15 protein-coding genes are annotated in these 21,458 nt (G+C 44.3%); 13 read left to right on the top strand and 2 right to left on the bottom strand.

Features of this window, described 5'->3' with window-relative positions:
- Window positions 1-7: 7 nt before the first annotated feature.
- From ACT3IB_RS06445 to ACT3IB_RS06390, 12 genes are all read left to right on the top strand, one after another.
- On the top strand, window positions 8-418 hold the full coding sequence (locus ACT3IB_RS06445) for a hypothetical protein (protein WP_491538183.1): 411 nt from the start codon (window positions 8-10) through the stop codon (window positions 416-418).
- Window positions 419-2,584 (top strand): penicillin-binding transpeptidase domain-containing protein, encoded by a 2,166-nt coding sequence (locus ACT3IB_RS06440; protein ID WP_491538182.1) that lies wholly within the window; start codon window positions 419-421, stop codon window positions 2,582-2,584.
- Complete coding sequence (locus ACT3IB_RS06435; protein WP_491538181.1) at window positions 2,581-4,062, top strand: UDP-N-acetylmuramoyl-L-alanyl-D-glutamate--2,6-diaminopimelate ligase; 1,482 nt, start codon at window positions 2,581-2,583, stop codon at window positions 4,060-4,062. Before ACT3IB_RS06440 ends, ACT3IB_RS06435 begins: the two co-directional genes overlap by 4 nt.
- Window positions 4,062-5,198 carry a phospho-N-acetylmuramoyl-pentapeptide-transferase gene (gene mraY, locus ACT3IB_RS06430; RefSeq protein ID WP_491538180.1) on the top strand — a complete coding sequence of 379 codons (1,137 nt, stop codon included), beginning with the start codon at window positions 4,062-4,064 and terminating at the stop codon, window positions 5,196-5,198. The genes ACT3IB_RS06435 and mraY overlap by 1 nt, the downstream gene beginning before the upstream one ends.
- Window positions 5,195-6,562, top strand: coding sequence for a UDP-N-acetylmuramoyl-L-alanine--D-glutamate ligase (gene murD / locus ACT3IB_RS06425; RefSeq protein WP_491538179.1), 1,368 nt, complete (start codon window positions 5,195-5,197; stop codon window positions 6,560-6,562). Before mraY ends, murD begins: the two co-directional genes overlap by 4 nt.
- A 72-nt stretch (window positions 6,563-6,634) precedes the next feature.
- Window positions 6,635-7,825 carry an FtsW/RodA/SpoVE family cell cycle protein gene (locus ACT3IB_RS06420; protein ID WP_491538178.1) on the top strand — a complete coding sequence of 397 codons (1,191 nt, stop codon included), beginning with the start codon at window positions 6,635-6,637 and terminating at the stop codon, window positions 7,823-7,825.
- 49 nt (window positions 7,826-7,874) lie between these two features.
- On the top strand, window positions 7,875-8,987 hold the full coding sequence (murG, locus tag ACT3IB_RS06415; protein ID WP_491538177.1) for an undecaprenyldiphospho-muramoylpentapeptide beta-N-acetylglucosaminyltransferase: 1,113 nt from the start codon (window positions 7,875-7,877) through the stop codon (window positions 8,985-8,987).
- A 95-nt stretch (window positions 8,988-9,082) separates the two neighbouring features.
- Window positions 9,083-10,507, top strand: coding sequence for a UDP-N-acetylmuramate--L-alanine ligase (gene murC, locus ACT3IB_RS06410; protein ID WP_491538176.1), 1,425 nt, complete (start codon window positions 9,083-9,085; stop codon window positions 10,505-10,507).
- 55 nt (window positions 10,508-10,562) lie between these two features.
- Window positions 10,563-11,312: a cell division protein FtsQ/DivIB gene (locus tag ACT3IB_RS06405; RefSeq protein ID WP_491538175.1), complete on the top strand. Its 750-nt coding sequence runs from the start codon at window positions 10,563-10,565 to the stop codon at window positions 11,310-11,312.
- Window positions 11,313-11,451: 139 nt separating this feature from the next.
- Complete coding sequence (ftsA, locus tag ACT3IB_RS06400) at window positions 11,452-12,717, top strand: cell division protein FtsA (protein WP_491538174.1); 1,266 nt, start codon at window positions 11,452-11,454, stop codon at window positions 12,715-12,717.
- A gap of 99 nt (window positions 12,718-12,816) precedes the next feature.
- A complete protein-coding gene (ftsZ, locus tag ACT3IB_RS06395; RefSeq protein WP_491538173.1) occupies window positions 12,817-14,145 on the top strand; it encodes a cell division protein FtsZ in 1,329 nt (442 codons plus the stop codon).
- Window positions 14,146-14,408: 263 nt separating this feature from the next.
- Window positions 14,409-17,150 (top strand): alpha/beta hydrolase family protein, encoded by a 2,742-nt coding sequence (locus tag ACT3IB_RS06390; protein WP_491538172.1) that lies wholly within the window; start codon window positions 14,409-14,411, stop codon window positions 17,148-17,150.
- Window positions 17,151-17,285: 135 nt separating this feature from the next.
- Here the strand turns inward: ACT3IB_RS06390 and ACT3IB_RS06385 are convergent, their stop codons facing one another.
- Together ACT3IB_RS06385 and ACT3IB_RS06380 are read right to left on the bottom strand one after the other, a co-directional pair.
- Window positions 17,286-18,089: a sulfite exporter TauE/SafE family protein gene (locus ACT3IB_RS06385; protein WP_491538171.1), complete on the bottom strand. Its 804-nt coding sequence runs from the start codon at window positions 18,087-18,089 to the stop codon at window positions 17,286-17,288.
- Window positions 18,090-18,094: 5 nt separating this feature from the next.
- Complete coding sequence (locus ACT3IB_RS06380) at window positions 18,095-18,880, bottom strand: PhzF family phenazine biosynthesis protein (protein ID WP_491538170.1); 786 nt, start codon at window positions 18,878-18,880, stop codon at window positions 18,095-18,097.
- A 170-nt stretch (window positions 18,881-19,050) separates the two neighbouring features.
- Here ACT3IB_RS06380 and ACT3IB_RS06375 point away from each other — a divergent pair, with 170 nt between their 5' ends.
- Window positions 19,051-21,453, top strand: a complete 2,403-nt coding sequence (locus tag ACT3IB_RS06375; RefSeq protein ID WP_491538169.1) for an endonuclease MutS2 — start codon at window positions 19,051-19,053, stop codon at window positions 21,451-21,453.
- Window positions 21,454-21,458 lie beyond the last annotated feature (5 nt).

Genomic DNA, 21,458 nt, shown 5'->3' with positions numbered 1-21,458 from the left:
ATCTCCGATGAAAAAAGATAAGGTTAAAAAGAATCGGCGATCTAATGACAAAAATTCATCTCGTTCGTCCAACCGTATCCTTGTAAACGGACCAAAAAAGAATAAGCGAATTAATGGATCAGCCAAAAAGAAAAAGGGAGTATCCTTTCCCAAACTTAAACCCTGGAAAGTAATCGTTGGGGCTATCCTGCTGGGAGGATTGGGCATTCTTTATCTCAATCACGTATTCGCTACTCAGCAACTGCTCCGTGAAGTCAATCAGCTTGAGGCCGAATATAATCGCGTTCATCGAATGCATACCGACTATAAACTTATTTATGATCGGATGATTGGTCCGGCCGAAATTTATGAAAATGCTCAAGAAGCAGGTTTCATTAATGGGGGACCAGCTGAAAAAGTAATCGAGGTGGAAAAATAGATGCAAAATACTCGTTCTGCCATATTAAACCGTATGTTTATGGCCTTTGGCTTGGTACTATTGATACCGTTCGCCATAGGACTGCAGCTTTTCCGCGTCAATTTTGTGGAAGGGGATGAGCTACGTAACCTTTGGAATGAACAGGCTATTGACTATATCTCCATACCGGCACAACGAGGCAATATATACGACCAGGATGGCAGTTTACTTGCCACCAACAGTGTAGTCTATAAAGCGGCTATCGATCCTAAAGTAGATGGACTGACCAATGCGCAAGTCGGTCAAACCTGCGATACGCTTGCCAAATATACTAGTAGATCCTCAAGATTTTATCAGCAAAAAATTAAGCAAGCCCCCAAAAGATCACGATATGTAGTTTTAAATAAAAGTATTGATACTGAAGCACATCAAGCTCTCCGTCAACTAAATATTCGGGGCGTCATCCTTGAAGAGGAATACAAGCGAAAGTACAATTTTGGGACATTGGCAGCCCATACCCTTGGGTTTGTAAATTATGACCTCGACGGCATGACGGGTCTTGAAAAAGAGTATGACGACCAGCTTAGAGGTGAAGACGGAGTACAACAGGTCCGTCGGGACCGAAACGGAAATATTTATGCTTACTTGGGAGCGCCTCGAAAGCAACCGCAACAAGGGCATTCGCTGCACACCACCATTGATTCACACATCCAAGCCATTTTAGAAGAAGAACTTAAAGCCGGGATTGACAAAACCAGATCCGCCAGCGGTTCCGCTATTGTTATGGATCCCAAAACAGGAGCCATTAAAGCGATGGCTAATTATCCCACATTCAATCCCAATAATCCTGCCTCCCTTAACAGCAAGAACCGCAGGAACTTTGCGATCTCGGATATGATCGAGCCCGGCTCTACTTTTAAACTCGTTACATCCATAGCTGCTGTCGAACAAGACAAGGTGCAGTTTGATGAGCAGTTTGAGACACCCGAAAACGGAAAAACCCTAATACACGGGCAATGGATGCGCGACCATGAACCGATGGGAACCCTTTCGTTCCCCGAAGTGATTCAAAAATCATCAAATGTGGCCACAGCCCGAATCGCAATGCGCCTGTCAAAAGATGCGTTTTACCAATATGCGCGTAATCTTGGCTTTGGTACCCTTACAAATATTGATCTTCCCAACGAAGAGAGCGGACGGCTTCCGAAACCGTACGAATGGAGTCAGGTTACCCTTCCCTGGATGTCAATTGGATACGAAGTTCAAGCTACTCCCATCCAGCTTGCACAAGCATATGCTGCTTTTGCAAATGAAGGAACAATGATGCGTCCCTATTTAGTAGAAAAGATTACCAACGGCCAAGACCAAGTCGTTCAGAAACAAAATCCGGTACCCGTACGAAAAATTGCCGAGGAGTCAACCATTAAAAAGCTGTATCCTATTTTCAAAGAAGTGGTGAGTGATTCGGGTACTGCTGAATATGCCCAGGTTGACGGGCTTTCTATCGTAGGCAAAACCGGTACGGCACAGAAATATATCGACGGACGATACCGCAACGAATATCGCTCTTCGTTCGTAGGCGTATTTCCCGCTGAAGATCCCAAATACGTCTGCCTAATCGTGCTTGATGATCCCGATACCTATCCGCCATACGGTGGCGTAACTGCGGGACCTATTTTCAGAAAAACAGCCAAGCGTATTGCGGGACTGGATAATGAAATTGAAAAACATATTCTGCAAAAGGAGCAAGAAGATGAGGTATGGGCACTTGCTCCTAACCTTAAAGGATTAACAAAAAAAGATGCCAAGGCGCTGTTACAGAAACAACAGGTGTCGTACAAACTGCAGGGCAATGGCGATTGGATCACAGAACAACAGCCAGAAAGTGGTACAGAATTAAAAGCGAGTGACAAGATAATATTGACGCTATCCAACACCATTGCTGAAACAAAAGTGCAAGAGTTGCCAGATGGATATTCTCTAATTCCTGATGTAGGTGGAATGAGCATGCGAAAAGCAATGGTACTTTTAAATAACCGCGGTTTTGATACTGAAATAATAGGATCAGGAACAATATATACGCAATTCCCACGTCCCGGGGATATGATGAAACAGGGACGAACCGTTACGATCCGCGGCAAAGCAAAACCACTTGAATCACTGACAGCAAATAAGTCAACCGAGTGACATTAGATAATCTCATATCACTTTGTAAACCTACTGAGGTCTCCGGTCCGGAACCGAATAGCATCGGTATGCTTCGCCAGGATTCCCGAAAGGTTGATCCCGGTGACGTATTTATTGCCATTAAGGGGTTTCAGGTTGACGGTCACTCCTTTATTGATGATGCCATTTCCAATGGCGCTTCCCTAATTATTTGCGAAGATCAGTTTTATTCTGATGAAGAGATCTGCGTTGTTGAAGTCCCGGATACCCGTTCACTGATTGGGCCACTCGCACAGGCATTTTATGACAATCCTGCCAATAAATTGACGCTCATTGGCATAACGGGAACCAACGGTAAAACAACGGTTGCCAACCTTGTTTACCAGACACTGAAAAAACTTGGGGCCAAGCCCTCTCTATTGGGAACGATTGCAAAACGCATCGGCGACCAAGAGAAGGAAAGTAACCTTACCACATCAGATCCCATAGAATTAGCCGGCGATACGGCTCAAATGGTCAAAACCGGAACAACCCACTTGGTGATGGAAGTTTCATCACATGCACTTGATCAACAACGGGTTAATGGCGTTGATTTCCAGGTTGCCGCATTCACCAACCTGAGCCACGATCACCTTGATTATCACGTTGATCTGAAATCATATGCAAAATCAAAAAAGATACTATTTGATAATCTTGATCCCGATGCAACGGCTGTTATTAACGGGGACGACGATTATGCCAATTTTATTGCAATGGACTGCACTGCCCGTATCATTGATTTCAGTTTTAATAAGGCTCTTGAAGTTGATTGCCAGGTACTTTCAAATACGATGGATGGCCTGGTCGTCCGTATCGGAAAAATCATTATTGAAAGTCCATTAATAGGTACTTTCAACGCTTATAACTTAAGTCAGGCGTTTTTGATATGTCGCTCAATGGGGTATGAAAATGATGAAGTAAAAAAGGCATTGGAAGCTTCTTCCGGAGCTGCCGGCAGGTTGGAACGGGTTGAAGATTCCGGTAAAGATAAAAATCCCGTAGTACTGGTGGATTATGCCCATACCCCCGATGCATTGGAAAATGTGGCCTCCACACTGGCCGACATCAAAACCGAAGGCCATGTACTGCATATTATTTTTGGATGCGGAGGCAATCGCGATAAAACAAAACGGCCAAAAATGGCAGCAATCGCTGAAACATATGGCGATAAAATCACGGTCACTTCCGATAATCCTCGCAACGAAGATCCCGATGCCATTATTGACGAAATAATGAAAGGGTTTAATAACCCTGAATCCATTACCCGCATTACTGATCGTAAAAAAGCTATCGAACAAGCTATTACGAATGCAGATGCAAATACTATGATTTTAATTGCCGGCAAAGGGCACGAAACCTATCAGGAAGTTGCAGGTGAACGTCAAGATTTTGATGATCGCGCTATTGCCCGGACAGCATTAGGCAACAGGAACATGAATCCTAAAAATGAGGATACCTGATGCTATACGAACTTTTACATTGGTTAGAAATGAACTATCAGCCGCCGGGTTTCGGTGCATTTGAATTTATTACAACCCGGGCCGCTATTGCTGCAGCTATGGCCTTATTTATCAGCGTTATGATTGGCCGACGCATTATCGAATGGCTCGAAAAAATGCAGTTGCGCGAAGTGATCCGCGAAGATATTGGGCTGGACACGCATCTTGGCAAGGCACATACCCCTACGATGGGAGGTTTGATTATCTTGTTGGCGATCCTTATTCCGGCTGCTTTCTGGATGAAGATGGACAGTATTTATACCTGGATGATTATCCTAGTTACGCTCATTCTGGGGGTCGTTGGCTTTGCTGATGACTATATAAAAGTCGTCAAGAAAGATAAGTCAGGTTTAAGTGGCAGGCTCAAAGTGGCAGGACAAATTACCGTGGGCTTATTGCTCGGTCTCACCCTTTATTTTTGGCCGGAGTTTCAGGATTTCAATACGCTGTCTACGGTACCATTCCTAAAGAATGTCAATATCGATTACGCTGTGTTGGGTGAAGCACTCGGCTGGGTTATCTACATTCCCATGGTCATTTTTGTGATAACAGCTGTAAGCAATGCCGTGAACCTGACAGACGGTCTTGATGGTCTTGCAGCAGGCACATCTGCCATTGCGGGACTAATACTTGGTATTTTTGCCTATGTATCCGGTCGAACCGACTTCTCGGACTTCCTTGATATCATGTACTTACCGGGAGCCGGAGAGCTAACCATATTCGCCGCATCATTAGTTGGTGCCTGCATGGGATTTCTGTGGTACAATGCTCATCCCGCCTCTGTGTTTATGGGGGATACCGGGTCGCTGGCGCTGGGCGGATCTTTTGGAGCTTTAGCCCTCATGCTACATAAAGAACTGTTATTACCAATAATTTGTGGAATATTTTTTGTCGAAACCGTTTCTGTAATTATCCAAACAACCTATTTCAAATATACGAAACGAAAATTCGGTGAGGGGAAACGGGTCTTCTTAATGACGCCGATCCACCATCACTTTGAGAAAAAGGGACTACCTGAATCTAAAATTGTAATTCGCTTTTGGATTATTGCTGTACTCCTTGGAATTCTTAGCCTTTTAACCCTCAAGCTGCGATGAAAGAAATTGCAAACAAACATATCGTCGTTGTGGGAGCCGCCCGTAGCGGCCTGGCTGTGGCATCGCTGCTAAAGCGAAAGGGAGCGAATGTATTTGTGACTGATCACGGGGCTATTGCCGATTCTGTGAAGGAAAAACTGAACAAACTGAATATCGATTTTGAAGAAAACGGACATACGCACAAAGCTGAAGGAGGGGCTTTTTTAGCTATCAGTCCCGGTGTACCTACAGAAGCTCCTTTAGTGCAGAAGTATCTAAATGATGGAAGAGAAGTTTTTTCCGAGATCGAAATAGCCAGCTGGTTTAACAAGAGTTCGATTGTGGCGGTCACCGGCAGCAATGGTAAAACAACGGTAACGAATTGGCTGGATCATACCTGGGAAATAGCCGGTCGTGAACATGTTACTGCCGGTAATATTGGATATGCATTCTCGGACAAGGTTGATCAATCATCAGAGAAAAACGAGGCCTTGCTGGAGGTTAGCAGTTTTCAGCTAGACCATATAGATAGTTTCCATCCACATGTAAGTGTGTTGTTAAATATTACGGCTGATCATCTGGATCGATATGATTATGATTTTTCGAGCTATACAAAATCAAAATTTCGAATTATTGAAAACCAAACCGGGGACGACTGGTTTATTTATAACCATGATGATCCAACCATTGCCGGACATGTAGATTCACTTAAAAAAAAAGAAGATGCACCAAGGCTTCTACCCTTTTCAACCAGCAAAGATCTTTCAGAAACAGATGGAGCTTTTGTACGAAATCAGAACATCATATTAAAAATAAACAAAGAAGAAGAGGTACTAATGCCAACTCGTGAAGTTAAACTTTCTGGTAAGCATAACTTGAGCAATGGACTTGCTACGGCACTAGCCGCTCGTGCTTCCGAGATTAAAAGTGATGTTATCCGTGAAAGCCTTCGCACTTTTGAAGGCGTGGAACATCGTCTTGAATTAGTACGGACCGTTAACGGGGTAAAATACATCAACGACAGCAAGGCTACCAATATCAATGCCGTATGGTATGCCCTTGACAGCTTTGATGTCCCCATGACTATCATTCTAGGCGGACGTGACAAAGGGAATGATTACTCCGAGTTGGCTGAACAGATCCGCGAAAAAGTACACACTATTATTGCGATAGGCGAAGCCCGGCCAATGATTGAGGAACAACTGAAATCCGTCGTTCCCAATTTTAAAACCGTTGAAAATATGAACAGCGCAGTTCGATCAGCCAAGGAGGTAGCAAAGCGCGGTGAAGTTGTTCTTCTAAGTCCGGCATGCTCCTCTTTTGATATGTACGACAACTATGAACACCGAGGTAACGAATTTAAAAAAGCCGTTAATCGACTTTAACAACTCAGCCTTGAGTTTTCAGCTATCTATATCATCCGATAGCTGAAAGCTGAAGACTGAAAAACAGAAAATATGCTATATACAACGCCAAATAAAAATATATCATCCATACTGGGCACCAGTGCAGATGACATTGACACACCCAAGCAAGGGAGTGATCGTGTCTTACTGATATCGGTGATTCTACTGATGATATTCGGTGTTCTGGCTGTGTATTCATCTATCGCCTTTTTTGCAGAGACTAAACATACCACAGCCGGCAGTCTTGTGATAGGTCATACCGTTAAAATAGGTATCGCTTTTCTGGCTATGCTCATCGTTTCAAAGATTGACTATCACCTATTGGCCAAATTTAGCCGGCTGGCGGTCGTATTTAGCTGGATTCTTCTAATTGCAGTCATGGTTTTTGGGGATGAAGTTTTTGGAGCCAAAAGGTCGCTAACAATCGGTGGGGTTTCATTCCAGCCAGCATCCTTTGCAATACCTGCTCTCTTGATTCATATATCAGTTTTATTAGAGCAAAAGCAAGATTACATCAAAGATTTTAAACGCGCATTTCTACCCATCATGTTTTGGGTTATCATTACCTGCGGCCTTATTGGAGTCCAAGATTTTAGTACTGCCGCCTTACTATTTTCTCTGTCGTTATTGGTCATGTTTGTCGGCCGTATTAGCCTGATGCAGATAAGTACGCTGATTTTAATCGGTATTATGGGTGCCAGTGTTTTAATTTGGCAATCTCCCGAGCGACAGAGCCGCATCGATCAGTATGTGGATCAAGTTGTAGAAATTAACAGTACAAATTTTAATATCGAAAACGGTTACCAAGCACAACAGGCGCATATAGCCATTGCAAAAGGCGAGCTGTTTGGTGTGGGCATAGGCAAAAGCACCCAGCGTAATTTCCTCCCGGCCCCCTATAACGATTTTATCTTTGCGATCATCGCGGAGGAATACGGACTATTTGGTTCGGGATTGGTCATACTGATATTTACGGTCATCCTATTCCGGGGCATTGCAAAAATTGCTAAAAATGCGCCTGATATAATGGGAATGCTTGTTGCCGTGGGTTGTACCCTTACGATTGTGCTTTATGGATTTATTAATGCCGGGGTTGCCAGCGGATTGCTTCCGGTTACAGGCCTGCCCATGCCTTTTGTGAGCTACGGAGGAACGAACATTCTTTTTGCCGGCATCATGGTTGGTATTCTTATGAATATTTCGAAATACGACAGCAGTAAAAAAGCAGTGTTTTATGCATAGTGCTGTAACAAAGAACATATCATCACAGGACAAACCAGACTCCGCTGCTATGGGCAAAATAAAAGTGCTCATAGCAGCCGGGGGTACTGGTGGTCATGTGTATCCGGCCATTACCATTGCCGATGCACTTCGCGATTCCTCTGCCAATACCGAAATCCTTTTTGCCGGTACAAAAAATCACATGGAATGGGATACCGTCTCCAAAGCGGGGTATAATATTACCAGCATCTGGATTAGTGGGTTTCACCGGCGTTTTACCATCAAAAACTTACTGTTTCCAATAAAATTGACGTCCAGCGTTGTTCAAAGCCTGGTTATCATCAAAAAGTTTAACCCGGATGTAGTAATCTCATGCGGCGGATATGTTGCCGGACCCGTAGGATGGGTAGCAACAAAAATGGGAATTCCGCTCGTAATCCAAGAACAAAATAGTTTTCCAGGTATAACCAACCGCATGCTGGGCAAAAATGCAGAGCTCATTTTTACTGCTTTTGATGATGCTGAAAATTATTTCCCTAAGGGAAAAACACAGTTAGCCGGTAATCCCACAAGAAAATCCCTGAGCCGGGCAAATCGCGAAGAGGCACTGCAAACGTTTGACTTTAGTAATAACAAAAAAACGCTTTTGATATTAGGCGGGAGTGGCGGTGCTAAAAGCATCAATACGGCAATGCAGAAACATATTGAAACACTCCACAACGATTTAGGACTTCAGATTATCTGGCAATGCGGCAAACGATATTATGATACGCTTCGCAAAGATGTGACACCAAAGAAATTTGAACATTTGAGACTGAAAGATTTTATCAATGATATGGCCGCGGCCTATGCAGCGGCAGATTTGGTAATAAGCCGAGCCGGGGCCCTCTCCTGCTCAGAGCTGGCACTAACCGGAAAACCGAGTGTCCTTGTTCCCTCACCTAATGTAGCCGGTGATCATCAGACCAAAAATGCACGATCGATGGCTGTTAACGGCGCTGCTAAATTGGTAGCTGATGATGAGCTGGAAAGTAATTTGGGAGATGTTGTTAAAGACATCATTGATGATGAGCAGCAACTAAACAAAATGAGCAAAGCAGCTAAAAACTTAGCACGACCCAATGCCGCCGAAGAAATAGCAGCCGAAACACTAGAACTAGTCAAAAAGAAAAAACAAAATTAATGTCATCCGGAATTTATTTCAGGATTTAAACGATCCTGTTCAATAGATACTGAAATAAGTTCAGCATGACATGTGCGAGATAAAATAAACATAAAATGAGTACGCAAATACAAACACAACCTATTTTTGGCAGAACCCGACATATCCACATGGTCGGGATTGGCGGCATCGGTATGAGCGGCATGGCCGAGATATTACTTCAAAAGGGATATTACATTACCGGTTCGGATGCCAACATGGGCGAAACCATTGAACGACTCCAAGAACTCGGTGCCGAAATATCCATCGGTCACGATGCCAAGAATATCGAAGGAGCTGATGTGGTTGTTTACACCAGCGCGGTACAGGCAGAAGAAAACATTGAAACAAGTGCCGCACTTGATCAAGGGATTCCAGTAATAAAGCGTGCTGAAATGCTGGCTGAACTTATGCGTATGAAATATGGCGTAGGTGTTGCCGGCACTCATGGAAAAACAACCACCACAACGATGATCGGCCATGTAATCCAGGATGGCAGCTTTGATCCAACCATTATGGTAGGTGGCAAAGTACACAGTTTTTCCAAAACAAATGCCGTGGTTGGAAAGGGCGATATTATTGTTGTTGAAGCAGATGAGTTCGACCGTACCTTTTTACGACTTACACCGAGCTTGAGCGTTATTACCAATATTGAAGCCGAACACCTGGATATTTACGACAATCTCGAAGATGTCAAAGAAGCCTTTATAGAATTTGCCAATAAAGTACCGTTTTACGGCGCTGTGGTACTTTGTCTGGATGATCCCAATGTCCGAAGCATTATTCCCGACATTGATCGCCGCACTACTACATACGGATTAACCCCCCAGGCACAAATACGAGCAGTTGATATCGAGGTCGATCACTTTAACAGTAAATTTACCGTTATCAAAGAAGGAGAAAAACTCGGTGAGATTAATCTCCAGGCTCCCGGTGAACATAATGTGAAAAATGCGCTGGCGGCCGTGGCAGTAGGACTCGAACTTGATATCGATTTCAAAGATATAAAATCAGGCCTTGAGCGATTTGAAGGGGTATTCCGGCGGTTCCAATTGAAGACAGAAAAAGATGACGTAATAGTAATCGATGATTATGCGCATCATCCCACAGAAGTTCAGGCTACACTTAATGCAGTACGAAAGGGATGGAAAGATCGTCGCATTGTAGCCGTTTTTCAGCCCCATTTATATTCGCGAACCCAAGAACTTTATAAGGAGTTTGGGCTTTCATTTTTCGATGCCGAAGTGTCTGTCATCACAGATGTATATCCTTCCCGCGAAGAACCTATTGAAGGCGTTACCGGCAAACTTATTGCTGATGTCGCCAAGGAGTATGGGCATCGCAAAGTTCACTATGTGGAGGACAAAAATGACTTGCCGGCGAAACTAAAGGATATCGTAGAGCCGGGAGATGTTGTGATCACCATGGGAGCAGGCGACATATATAAGTACGGCGAACAATTTGTAGAAGCACTGGAAGCAGGAATATCAAAATTGAAATAATAATTAAGATCCTGAAACAAGTTCAGGATGACACGAATATGTTTTAATTAAATAAATGACTGAAAACGAGCAACATACCGAATCCCCAAAAAGCCAAAATGCCTGGCCTTGGATTGCCGGTGCAGTACTTGTGCTGGGATTAGCAGGTATGGCCGGACTTTACTGGAATTCAACTATGAAAGTACATGGTGTCCAGTTTGAGGGCAACCATTTTGTGTCGGAACAGGACCTGCATTTGGTAGAAGTCCCAACAGGCATCAATCCGGACAGCATGGATTTTGGGGTAATCAGAAATAGATTTGAGGAATTACCCTATGTAAAACAGGCCGATATCAGTATAAATCCAAACGGTACAATCCATATCAATATAACTGAACGCCAACCCATTGCTCTATTAGCGGACAATAAGAAGAAAATATATATCGACAGCGAAGGGATTAAACTGCCTATTGTACCGGGGAAAACGGTTGATGTACCGATTCTATATGGATTTACTGCTACGTCGATTGGAGACACACTGCAGGGTAAGGCATTTGAAACGGTTTCGGACTTTTTAACAGCGGTTCGCAGCAATAATGTTGCTGATGCTACGATTAGCGAAATAGCATGGTCTTCGTCCAATGATGGAATTGTTGCGTTGACAAACCAGAATGGCGTAAAGTTGATTTTTGGCAAAGGGGATTTCGATACCCGAATTCGCAACTGGGAAGCATTTTATGGTAAAGTTATCAAACAAAAAGGAATTGAAAAGATGCGTTCGGTCGACCTGAGATTTGAAGGTCAGATTGTGACGCGGGAAAATTAAAACGAAAATTTAAGTATAAACTACAGCGTCATCCTGAACTCGTTTCAGAGTCAAATAACAAATTAACGAACTAAGATGCTGAAACAAGTTCAGCATGACACGATGACTAAATAAATCACAATAGTACGTGGATAACATTATGGAAGAACAAGAAGATAGAATTGTCGTTGGTCTGGATATTGGCACTACAAAAGTATGCGCAATTGTTGCATCCATCGATCCACAGGACAGAATAAATATCCTGGGCGTAGGTAAAGCACCAAGCGATGGATTAAATCGCGGCGTGGTTGTAAATATCGATAAAACGGTAAATGCCATTCAAACTGCCGTTGAGCAGGCGCAGCTGGCTTCCGGCATCGAAGTAAATTCCGTGAATGTAGGTATTGCCGGAGACCATATCCGCAGTATGCGCAGCAAGGGAGTGATTACTATCAACAACCGTGATAATGAAATTACAGTAGATGATGTTGAACGACTGCTCGAAGATTGTCAACGCATTATGCTGCCAACTGACCAACAGATTATCCACGTGATTCCACAGGAATTTGTCGTTGATGGTCAAGACGGTATAAGCGATCCGGTGGGCATGAGCGGCATGCGAATGGAAGCCGAAGTCCACATTATAACGGGCCTTGTTTCTGCCGCTAAGAACATTTACCGATGTGTTGAGCGTGCAGGCTATCAAGTGGCCGATATCATTCTGGAGCCTCTTGCTTCTTCTTACTCCGTACTCGATGAAGAAGAAAAAGAAGCCGGCGTGGTGCTGGTCGATATCGGCGGAGGAACAACGGATGTCGCTATCTTCCAGGATAATACCATACGTCATACGGCTGTCATTGCCATTGCAGGTAAAAAGGTAACCGATGATATCCGTGTCGGGTTAAGCGTTCTCGATGATCAGGCTGAAAAACTGAAGCGTGAGCACGGCGAAGCATATGTGGATATGATCCAAGAAGATGAAGCCATTACCGTGCCCGGCATTGCAGGACGTCCACCAAAAGAAATCACAAAAAGCATCCTCGGGAAAATTATACAGGCCCGCATGGAAGAAATCCTGGAAATTGTCGCCATCGAAGTAAAACGGAGCGGCTATGCCGACAATCTCAGTGCCGGGGTCGTGCTTAGCGGCGGCGGATCGCTGATTAATAATGTCTGTCCCCTGGCCAATGAAATACTCGGCATGGATGCCAAAATAGGTAAACCGATCGGGCTTAGCGGCGGACTCATTGAAGAAGTAAATAATCCAATTTATGCAACGGGTGTGGGACTGGTAATGCACGCAATAAAGACCGGTTCCGGCCCTACAAACCAGGCAATCGTACCATCGTCCACCAAAGGATCGAGCGTGGAAAAAGTAATGAATCGCATCGCTGAACGGATGAAGAGCTGGTTCAAAGAACTTTAAAAAATGCCGACAGCCATATCTGCTGTCACAAAGAGAAAAACATATAGCAATCAAATAGCAATAAACAGTACACAGCAATCTAAAAAAGGAGTAAATATTATGTCTAACCTCAACTCTCGTTTTAGTTTTGACATCGACGGTCAAGACAATGCGAAAATCAAAGTGATAGGTGTTGGAGGCGGCGGAGGCAATGCCGTTAACAACATGATCGAAAAAGGCCTGACCAGTGTGGAGTATATTGCTCTTAACACTGATGCACAGGCACTAAAAAATAGCATGGCTGACCTTACCATCCAGGTGGGGGCCAACCTTACCAACGGACTTGGTGCCGGAGCACGTCCTGAAATTGGCAGGGAAGCCGTGGAAGAAAATCGACACGAAATTGAAGAAGCCATCGAAGGCGCCGACATGATTTTTGTTACAGCCGGCATGGGTGGCGGAACCGGAACGGGAGGTGCGCCTGTCGTTTCAGGTATTGCCAAACGCAAAGGTATCTTAACGGTCGGTATTGTAACCACACCATTCGACTGTGAAGGTCCAAAGCGAATGAAATATGCACTCGAAGGCATTACTGAGCTCAAGAAAAACAGTGATACCGTCATTGTTATTCCCAACGAGCGATTGATGGATATCGCCGACGAAGATACCACCTTGCTCGAAGCCTTTGAGCAGGCCAACCAGGTTCTCTATAATGCAACACGCGGTATTTCGGATCTCATCCTGATGCCCGGCCTTATCAACCTTGACTTTGCCGATGTGCGAACAACCATGCTTGACGGTGGTGCCGCCATCATGGGTGCTGCAAATGCAACGGGCGAAGACCGAGCCGAAATTGCAGCCCGTGAAGCCATTAACTCCCCACTGCTCGATGGGGTGAGCATCAACGGTGCACGCAATGTGTTGGTTAACATTTCTTCCGGGGCAAATCTCGGAATGCAGGAAACCAATACGGCAACCAGCATCATCCAGCAAGAAGCCGGAGAAAATGCCGAGATTATTCTCGGTACAGTGCTCGACGAAAGTTTTGATGATGAGCTGCGAGTCACCGTTATTGCTACCGGGTTTGATCTGGCTGAAAGTAACAAAGAAGCTCGCGTAGCGCCCAATGAGACTAAGAAAGGGACTCAAAAGAAAGCCGATGACGATAAACTGGATATGCCAAAAGCCAGTGATGTTACCGGCCACAGCCGATATTCTGCAACAAACGAGCCTTTTTATAAAGGCGAGAAAAATCTAAAGCAGATGGATCAGCCGGCATTTCACCGTCGCGGTCTTAAAAACGTGCGTCCCCTCAATGATGATGAGAAAGAGGAAAAAGAAATGCAGGACGAGCAGGAGAAAAGCAACGAACTGCTCAACAATCGCCGCGAACGAATCGACAAAACCGATTCCGATCAGCCTGCATTTCTGCGCAAAATAATGGATTAACTGTTGATATATATCCTGTTTAGATTGCTATGTACCTAACAAATGGCTGGTAACTACCAGTTTCATTTAATCCCTTTACTCTGGGATTTTGATTGCTATAAAATGAAAAGGAGTCCTTTGATCGGGACTCCTTTTTTTTCTTTGCATTTCCTTTAAAACTTTATCTATATAACAACCTCAATAAATAATCGTACGCAAGAACTGCTTTGCATAAAAAATCACTTTTGCACTATTACAGCTTTAACATTCAATAAAATGTCACCATGATGCGGTTTTCAAAACTCTATTTTTTCACAGTATTTATTTTCCTCTTCTCTTTTCATTCTCTCACAGCTCAAAACCAAAAGCAGAAGCTTGAGCCTGAAGATTACGATCAGTGGCAATACATTGCATCCACCGAGCTTTCTGCAGACGGCAACTGGTTTTCATATAACATAAGCCTCGAAGATGGCGATGGGTGGCTGATCATCAAGGAGGTAGGAGCGGACTCTACTGAAGAACACAAATTTATGCATGGAGAACGAGTTGACTTTTCCCAGAATAATAAATGGGCAGCTTTTCTGATTGGGGTTTCCGAGGATAAAAAAGAGCAGCTCGAAGAAAACAAAAAGCAGGTCCGCTACAAACTGGGCCTGATGAATTTGGAATCTGCTAAGGTAGACACCTTCGAAAATATTCAGGAATATGCTTTTTCTGATGATGGCCGGTATCTGGCTATGAAAAAGTACAAACCTGAAGAAGTCAAAACTGATGGCACCGACCTGATCTTGCGTGACCTTACTCGGAAAACAAATCAGTTAATCGGCAATGTTTCGGAATTCGCCTTTAACGATAGTGGATCAAAACTTGCTGTTCTCCTTGACTCAAACGAAAAGCTTGGAAATGGAGTCCATCTTTATGACTTACCATCCAACCGAATTACCGTGCTTGATAGTGATACAACAAGTTATAAAGATCTCAGTTGGCACGAGGATAAAAACGCATTGGCATTTTTAAAATCAGCAGAACACGAAGATTATAAAGATCCCACACACCGTATCATGGCGTTTAAAAATCTTGATGCCACACCAAGACAATTTGAATTTAATCAGCAAAAAAGCAATGCCTTTCCCGAGGATTTTCGTGTTGTTGACTATCGGTCACTAGAGTGGTCAGAGGATGGAAGTTCCCTCTTTTTTGGCATTAAAGAGTGGGAAAAAGCAGAAAAACCTGACACTACAAAAGAAGAATCAAAAGATGAACTTGATCCGTCAAATGTAGAAGTCTGGCACTGGCAGGATGATGATATTCAACCCAAGCAGAAAGTACTGGTCAATCAGCTTAAAGAAGACAATCACCTCTCTGTATGGCACCTTGACGAGAAGACGTTTGTACAACTCGGCACTGAGCAATTTGAGCAGTTACAACTAACCGGAAATCAGCAACATGCCGTAGCATACGACCCGCATCCCTACGAGCCGGCTTTCGAAGAAAACTGGCGGGATGTCTACTTGATTGATGTTAATACCGGTGAATCCGAACAAATTCTCAAGCGTCAAGAACAAGTACGTACCTCTCCAGATGGCAAATACCTGCTCTATTTCAAAGATCAAAACTGGTGGACCTACGATATTGCAAACAAGAATCATCATAATGTAACAGGAGATATTGACACACGATTCGAGAACTTTACAAACGTAAACGGACGTGACCATCGCCGGCCCTTTGGAATGGGCGAATGGTCAGAAGATGACTCCTGGGTACTGATTTATGACCAGTATAATACTTATAAAGTTTGGACAGATGGGAGCAATTATCAAAAAATTACGGAAGGTAACAACGACAAGATTCGATATCGGCAGGTTCGATTTGAGTATGACAATGATGGTATTGCCTCCGATGAAGATATTTACTTTTCGATGTACGGAGATAAAACCAAAGACCGGGGATATGCCCATATTGACGAGAGCCAAACTGCCGAAACACTGATGTACGATTCCAAGATGTTCAGCAGCCTTGCCCAGGCCGATTCAACCAAAAACTTTGTTTACCAAAAACAGTCGGCCACCGATTCGCCCGACTACTTTCATGTAGATCATGATTTTAATGATCCGGTTGCACTTACGTATACCAATCCCCAACAAGACAAATACTACTGGGCTGACGACGAACTCATTACCTTTACCAACGAAAATGGAAAAGAGCTCGAGGGACGCCTGCTTTATCCGGCCAATTATGATCCGGACAAAAGCTACCCGATGATCACCTACATTTATGAAAAGCTCTCTCAGTCAATGCATAGCTACAGTATGCCCTCAAAGAAAAGTCCCTATAACGCGCGACGTTTCTCTTCTGAGGGATATTTCGTATTTCTTCCGGATATTACTTACGAATTGAGTGATCCCGGAATGTCTGCTGTCGAAAGCGTCGTTCCCGCTGTAGAAAAAGTTATCAAAACCGGTATGATAAACGAGGATCAAATTGGCCTTACCGGCCACTCGTGGGGAGCCTACCAAACGACGTTTATCATCACGCAAACCGACTTATTTAATTCTGCTGTTGCCGGTGCCCCGCTTACCAACATGATCAGCATGTATAATTCGATCTACTGGAATACCGGTACGACCGACGCCCGAATTTTTGAAACGAGTCAGGGACGATTTCCCGATCCCTGGTGGAAAGACTGGGATAAATTCGTGGAAAATTCTCCTATCTTTAATATGGAAGGCGTTCAAACACCGCTACTGGTAGAGTTCGGTACGGATGATGGTGCCGTCGACTTCAACCAAGGCGTTGAACTATATAATACGATGCGCCGCATGCAAAACCCATTTGTGATGCTGGTGTATGAAGGCGAAAACCACGGCTTGGCGCGTGAAGAAAATCAAATCGATTACGCCACCCGTGCTTTTGAATGGCATGAGCATTATCTGCTTGGAAAAGAAGCTCCGGAATGGATTACGGATGGGCTTCCCTACCTGGAACGTCCGGCAATGCAGGAAAAAGAAAAGCAGGAGAACAACTGAATTTCTAATCCCTTTATTCTGGGATTTTGATTGCTATAAAAGAAAGGAGTCCTTTCATCGGGACTCCTTTTTTAATGATTACTTAACCGATAATTATGCATTAGATTAATGAGCATCATTAAGCCAAGCTGTTGATCAAAAAACTTCTACAAGTAATTTAACAGCCATGCCAATAGCCAATACCGAAAAGGCATACTGCAAATATCGACGATTGATTTTCAGATTAAATAACGCCCCGAGAAATCCTCCCAACAATCCTCCCAACGCCAACGGAAAAGCTGCTCCAAAATCTACATACCCCCAGTGGAATTCCGTAAGCGTACCAATATCATTTCCTGTGAACCCAAGCTGTATCCATCCCGAAAGGGAAATCAAAACAATAGCCAAGGATGAGATACTCACCGACCGTGCAAAACTTTTTTTAAAGACCAGATTCATCAGCGGCACCATCACTCCTCCGCCCCCAATCCCAGCCAGGGCCGCCACAAAACCGCCGAGTCCACCGGTTGCAAATGACTGCGGTAACGTTACAGGCGTTTTATTTTGATCAATTTCATGTTTATTCCGTGCACCGCGACGGTAAAACATATACGCGACATATAATAACAGCAGACTAAAAAAGATCACAAACTCCTGCTGGCTGTAGTATGGGGATGTAATTACCAACTTTCCCAAATAAACGCCACCCGCTCCCATCAAGCCAATGGTTATACCCTCTGACCAATAAAAGTTTTTTTGCTGAAATTGTCGTATCGAACTCCCAAAAGCTGCAATGAAGGTGCAGAAAAGTGAGCTTCCAATGGTCAAAATTACAGGATTTGCAATGCCGGCATCGCTAAATACAATAAACAAAATGGGAGTAAATAAGATACCGCCACCCAACCCAAAAAGCCCGGCGACAATACCTGCTAAAACTCCAAGAAGTAAAAGAATGAGCATCTCCATCAGATTGTAAACTCTCCTTGCATCACGGTACAGGCTTTCCCTGAAATTTCCACCCTATCTTTTTTATAATGACAATATACCGTTCCTCCGCGCCGGGAAACTTGTCGTCCAACCAGCTGCTGCTTTCCCAAGCGATTGCTCCAATAGGGAGTCAACATCGTATGGGCCGAGCCGGTCACGGGATCTTCATCAACGCCGGCATTGGGCGCAAAAAATCGTGACACAAAATCGAGATCATTCTTATCGGCAGCAGCCGTTACGATGATACCCCGCACATCGGCTTTAGCCATTGCTCTAATATCCGGATTTAAATTTCGAACCTGGTTTTCTGATTCAACCACATACAAATAATCGGTATCACGATAGAGTTCTTGAACCGGAACGCCTACGGCCTCCTCCAAAAAATTGGGAGCCTCTTCCCTGTTTAATGCTGCAGTGGGAAAGTTCATTGCCAATCGATTGCCTTCTTTTCGAACCGTCAATCTCCCACTGTTAGAATCAAAATGGATGGTCTGCTTGTTGTATCCAAGCTCTTCAAAAAGTACCTGTGCCGTCGCCAGCGTCGCATGCCCACACAAATCCACCTCGGTGGTTGGCGTAAACCACCGCAGCCGATAATCGTTATCCTGCGCAACAAAGAAAGCCGTTTCGGAGAGATTATTTTCCATGGCAATTTGCTGCATGAGCTCATCGGGCAACCATTCATCCAGCGGACATACAGCTGCGGGATTTCCCTCAAAAGGTTCTGAAGCAAAGGCATCAACTTGATATATAGGTAATTTCATTTCAATAACGGTAATTTTTTTAACGGAATCTCCCTGTGGAATTAACAATTATTTTACTCTTTTCAAATTCATCATTTCTGCAGTAAGAAGCTTATATTTAGGCGTATTTTGAAAAATTATTGTTATAGATCCTGAACCAAGTTCAGGATGACATGAGACAGAAAACATAAATGCATTTATTCCCGGAACATCTAAGTAATAAAATTGGATTTGAGTCTATTCGCGAAGCCACTGTCAAAAAAGCGCAGTCAGACATGGCTCGTAACCAGCTCAAATCCTTGATGCCTTTTTCCGACCGACAGGTTATTGAACGCCGGCTTTCCCAAGTCAAAGAGATGATGGATCTGCTGTTGAACGACTCGTCCTTTCCCCTTCGTAACCTTCACGATGTCCGTGACTCTCTCGACAAAGCTCGACCCGAAGGCAGTATTATTCCGCTGGAAGCTTTTGTAGAAATTTTGGAAGTCAGTATTACTGCGCGCGTCGTCAAGTCGTATATCGACCAGCGAAAGGAACATTATCCTGCGCTTACAAAAATTGCCGTGGGACTTATCCCACTTAAAGACTTGGAGGAAACCCTTCAAGATGTACTCACCGAGAATGGCGAACTCAGAAGTGATGCCAGTCCCAAGTTGCAATCCATCCGAAATAAGATCAATAAACGAAAAAATGACCTGCGCACAACTATTAACCGGGTAATGGGACGCCTATCCAAGCAAGGTATGACATCTGATGAAGGCGCCACTATTCGTAACGGACGCATGGTGATTCCGGTTCAAGCCGAGTATAAACGAAAGGTACAGGGTTTTGTCCACGATGTATCTTCATCGGGACAAACGGTATACCTGGAACCGGTGGAAGCACTCGACATCAACAATGAAATTCGTCAGCTCGAATCGGAGGAAAAGCAGGAGATTGAACGCATACTCCGCGAACTAACCACGCACGTTCGGCATCAGCGAGATTCCATCCGGCAAAACCTGGAAACGCTAACTACCTTTGATGTCATTTCTGCCAAAGCGCAACTAAGTATCGATCTGGATGGTTTTGTGCCCGTGATTTCAGAGTCTTCCCATCTATATCTGAAAGAGGCTTACAATCCGCTTTTACTTCTTAAAAACCTGCAGCTTCCCGAAAAAAAACAGGAAAAAGTAGTGCCTCTTGATATGGAGCTTTCTGAAGATGAGCACTGCCTTGTCATTACAGGCCCCAATGCCGGCGGTAAATCGGTGGCACTAAAAACGCTGGGCTTATGCAGCATGATGATTCAATCCGGATTTGCCATTCCGGCTCGCGACAGCTCGGAAATCCCTATTTTTGACAGCATTTTCGTGGATATGGGCGACGATCAATCCATCGAAAATGATTTAAGTACCTTTTCCTCGCGCCTGGAATGGATGAAGCACACCTTGAATAATGCCGATGATCAAAGCCTGATTCTCATTGATGAGGCCGCAGCAGGAACCGATCCTGAGGAAGGCGGTGCGCTGTTTCAATCCCTCATTGAAATCCTGATGGAGCGCCAAGCCAAAACCTTGGTTACGACCCACCACGGCTCACTTAAAGTTTTTGCCCACGATCACGAACATGCGGTCAATGGCTCAATGGAATTTGATCAGGATACCCTTTCTCCCACCTACCGTTTTAAAAAAGGCGTACCCGGAAGCAGCTATGCGTTTGAGATTGCTGAGCGAATGAAGCTTCAGGACGAGCTTCTGCACCGTTCCCGCACACTGCTGGGCGAAGCCAAAAGCGATATGGAAACGCTTATTACCGAGCTCGAATCCAAAACGCAGGAAGCCGAAGAGCTCAAAAAGAAATACAATCAGCTGCAATCCAAAACACAAAAAGAGCGGAATCGTTACGAAGAAAAACGCTCGGCTATCGAAAAAGAAAAAGAACAAATACGAGAGAAAGCGCTTAAGGAAGCGAAAGAAATTATGGACTCCGCCAACCAAAAAATTGAGGAGGCCGTACAGCGAATCGTCGAACAGGGTGAAAAAGATGACGAAACGATTAAGGAAGCGCGAAAAGAAGTGGAGTCCCATCGCAAAAAAGTGGCATCCGAGCTACGGGAATTGGAGGAAGAGCAGGAACAGGATCAGGATTCATCCGAACAGCCGGAAGTTGGGGATTTGGTACGGTTAAAAGACGCCAATACGACGGGGGAACTCAAAGAGGTCAACGGCAATAAGGCAGTGATTTCAGCCGGCGGTCTTCGAGTTAAAACAAAATACCAAAAGCTGGTCAAGGTTGAAGATGCTTCAAATCGCAAACCAAAAAAGCAAAAGGTTAAAGTTAATTTTGAGGACAGCAGCCGATTCAAGATGGTAAAACCTCAACTCAGCATTCGGGGTATGCGCGGAGATGCCGCAATGAAGGAAGTTCAGCGCTACATCGATGATGCTGTGGCCGCGAGCAAAAGGGATGTACAGATTATCCACGGCAAAGGAGAAGGAATCCTCAAAAAGCTGGTGCACGAATATCTCGACAAACGCAAAGAAGTTGAAGGATATGAGATGGCTCCTATTTCACAGGGCGGCGCAGGGTGTACCGTTGTAAAATTCAAGTAGCGGCA

This window comes from Fodinibius sp. GM21 (genome assembly GCF_058386955.1).
This window is presented reverse-complemented; position numbering and strand designations above follow the sequence as displayed.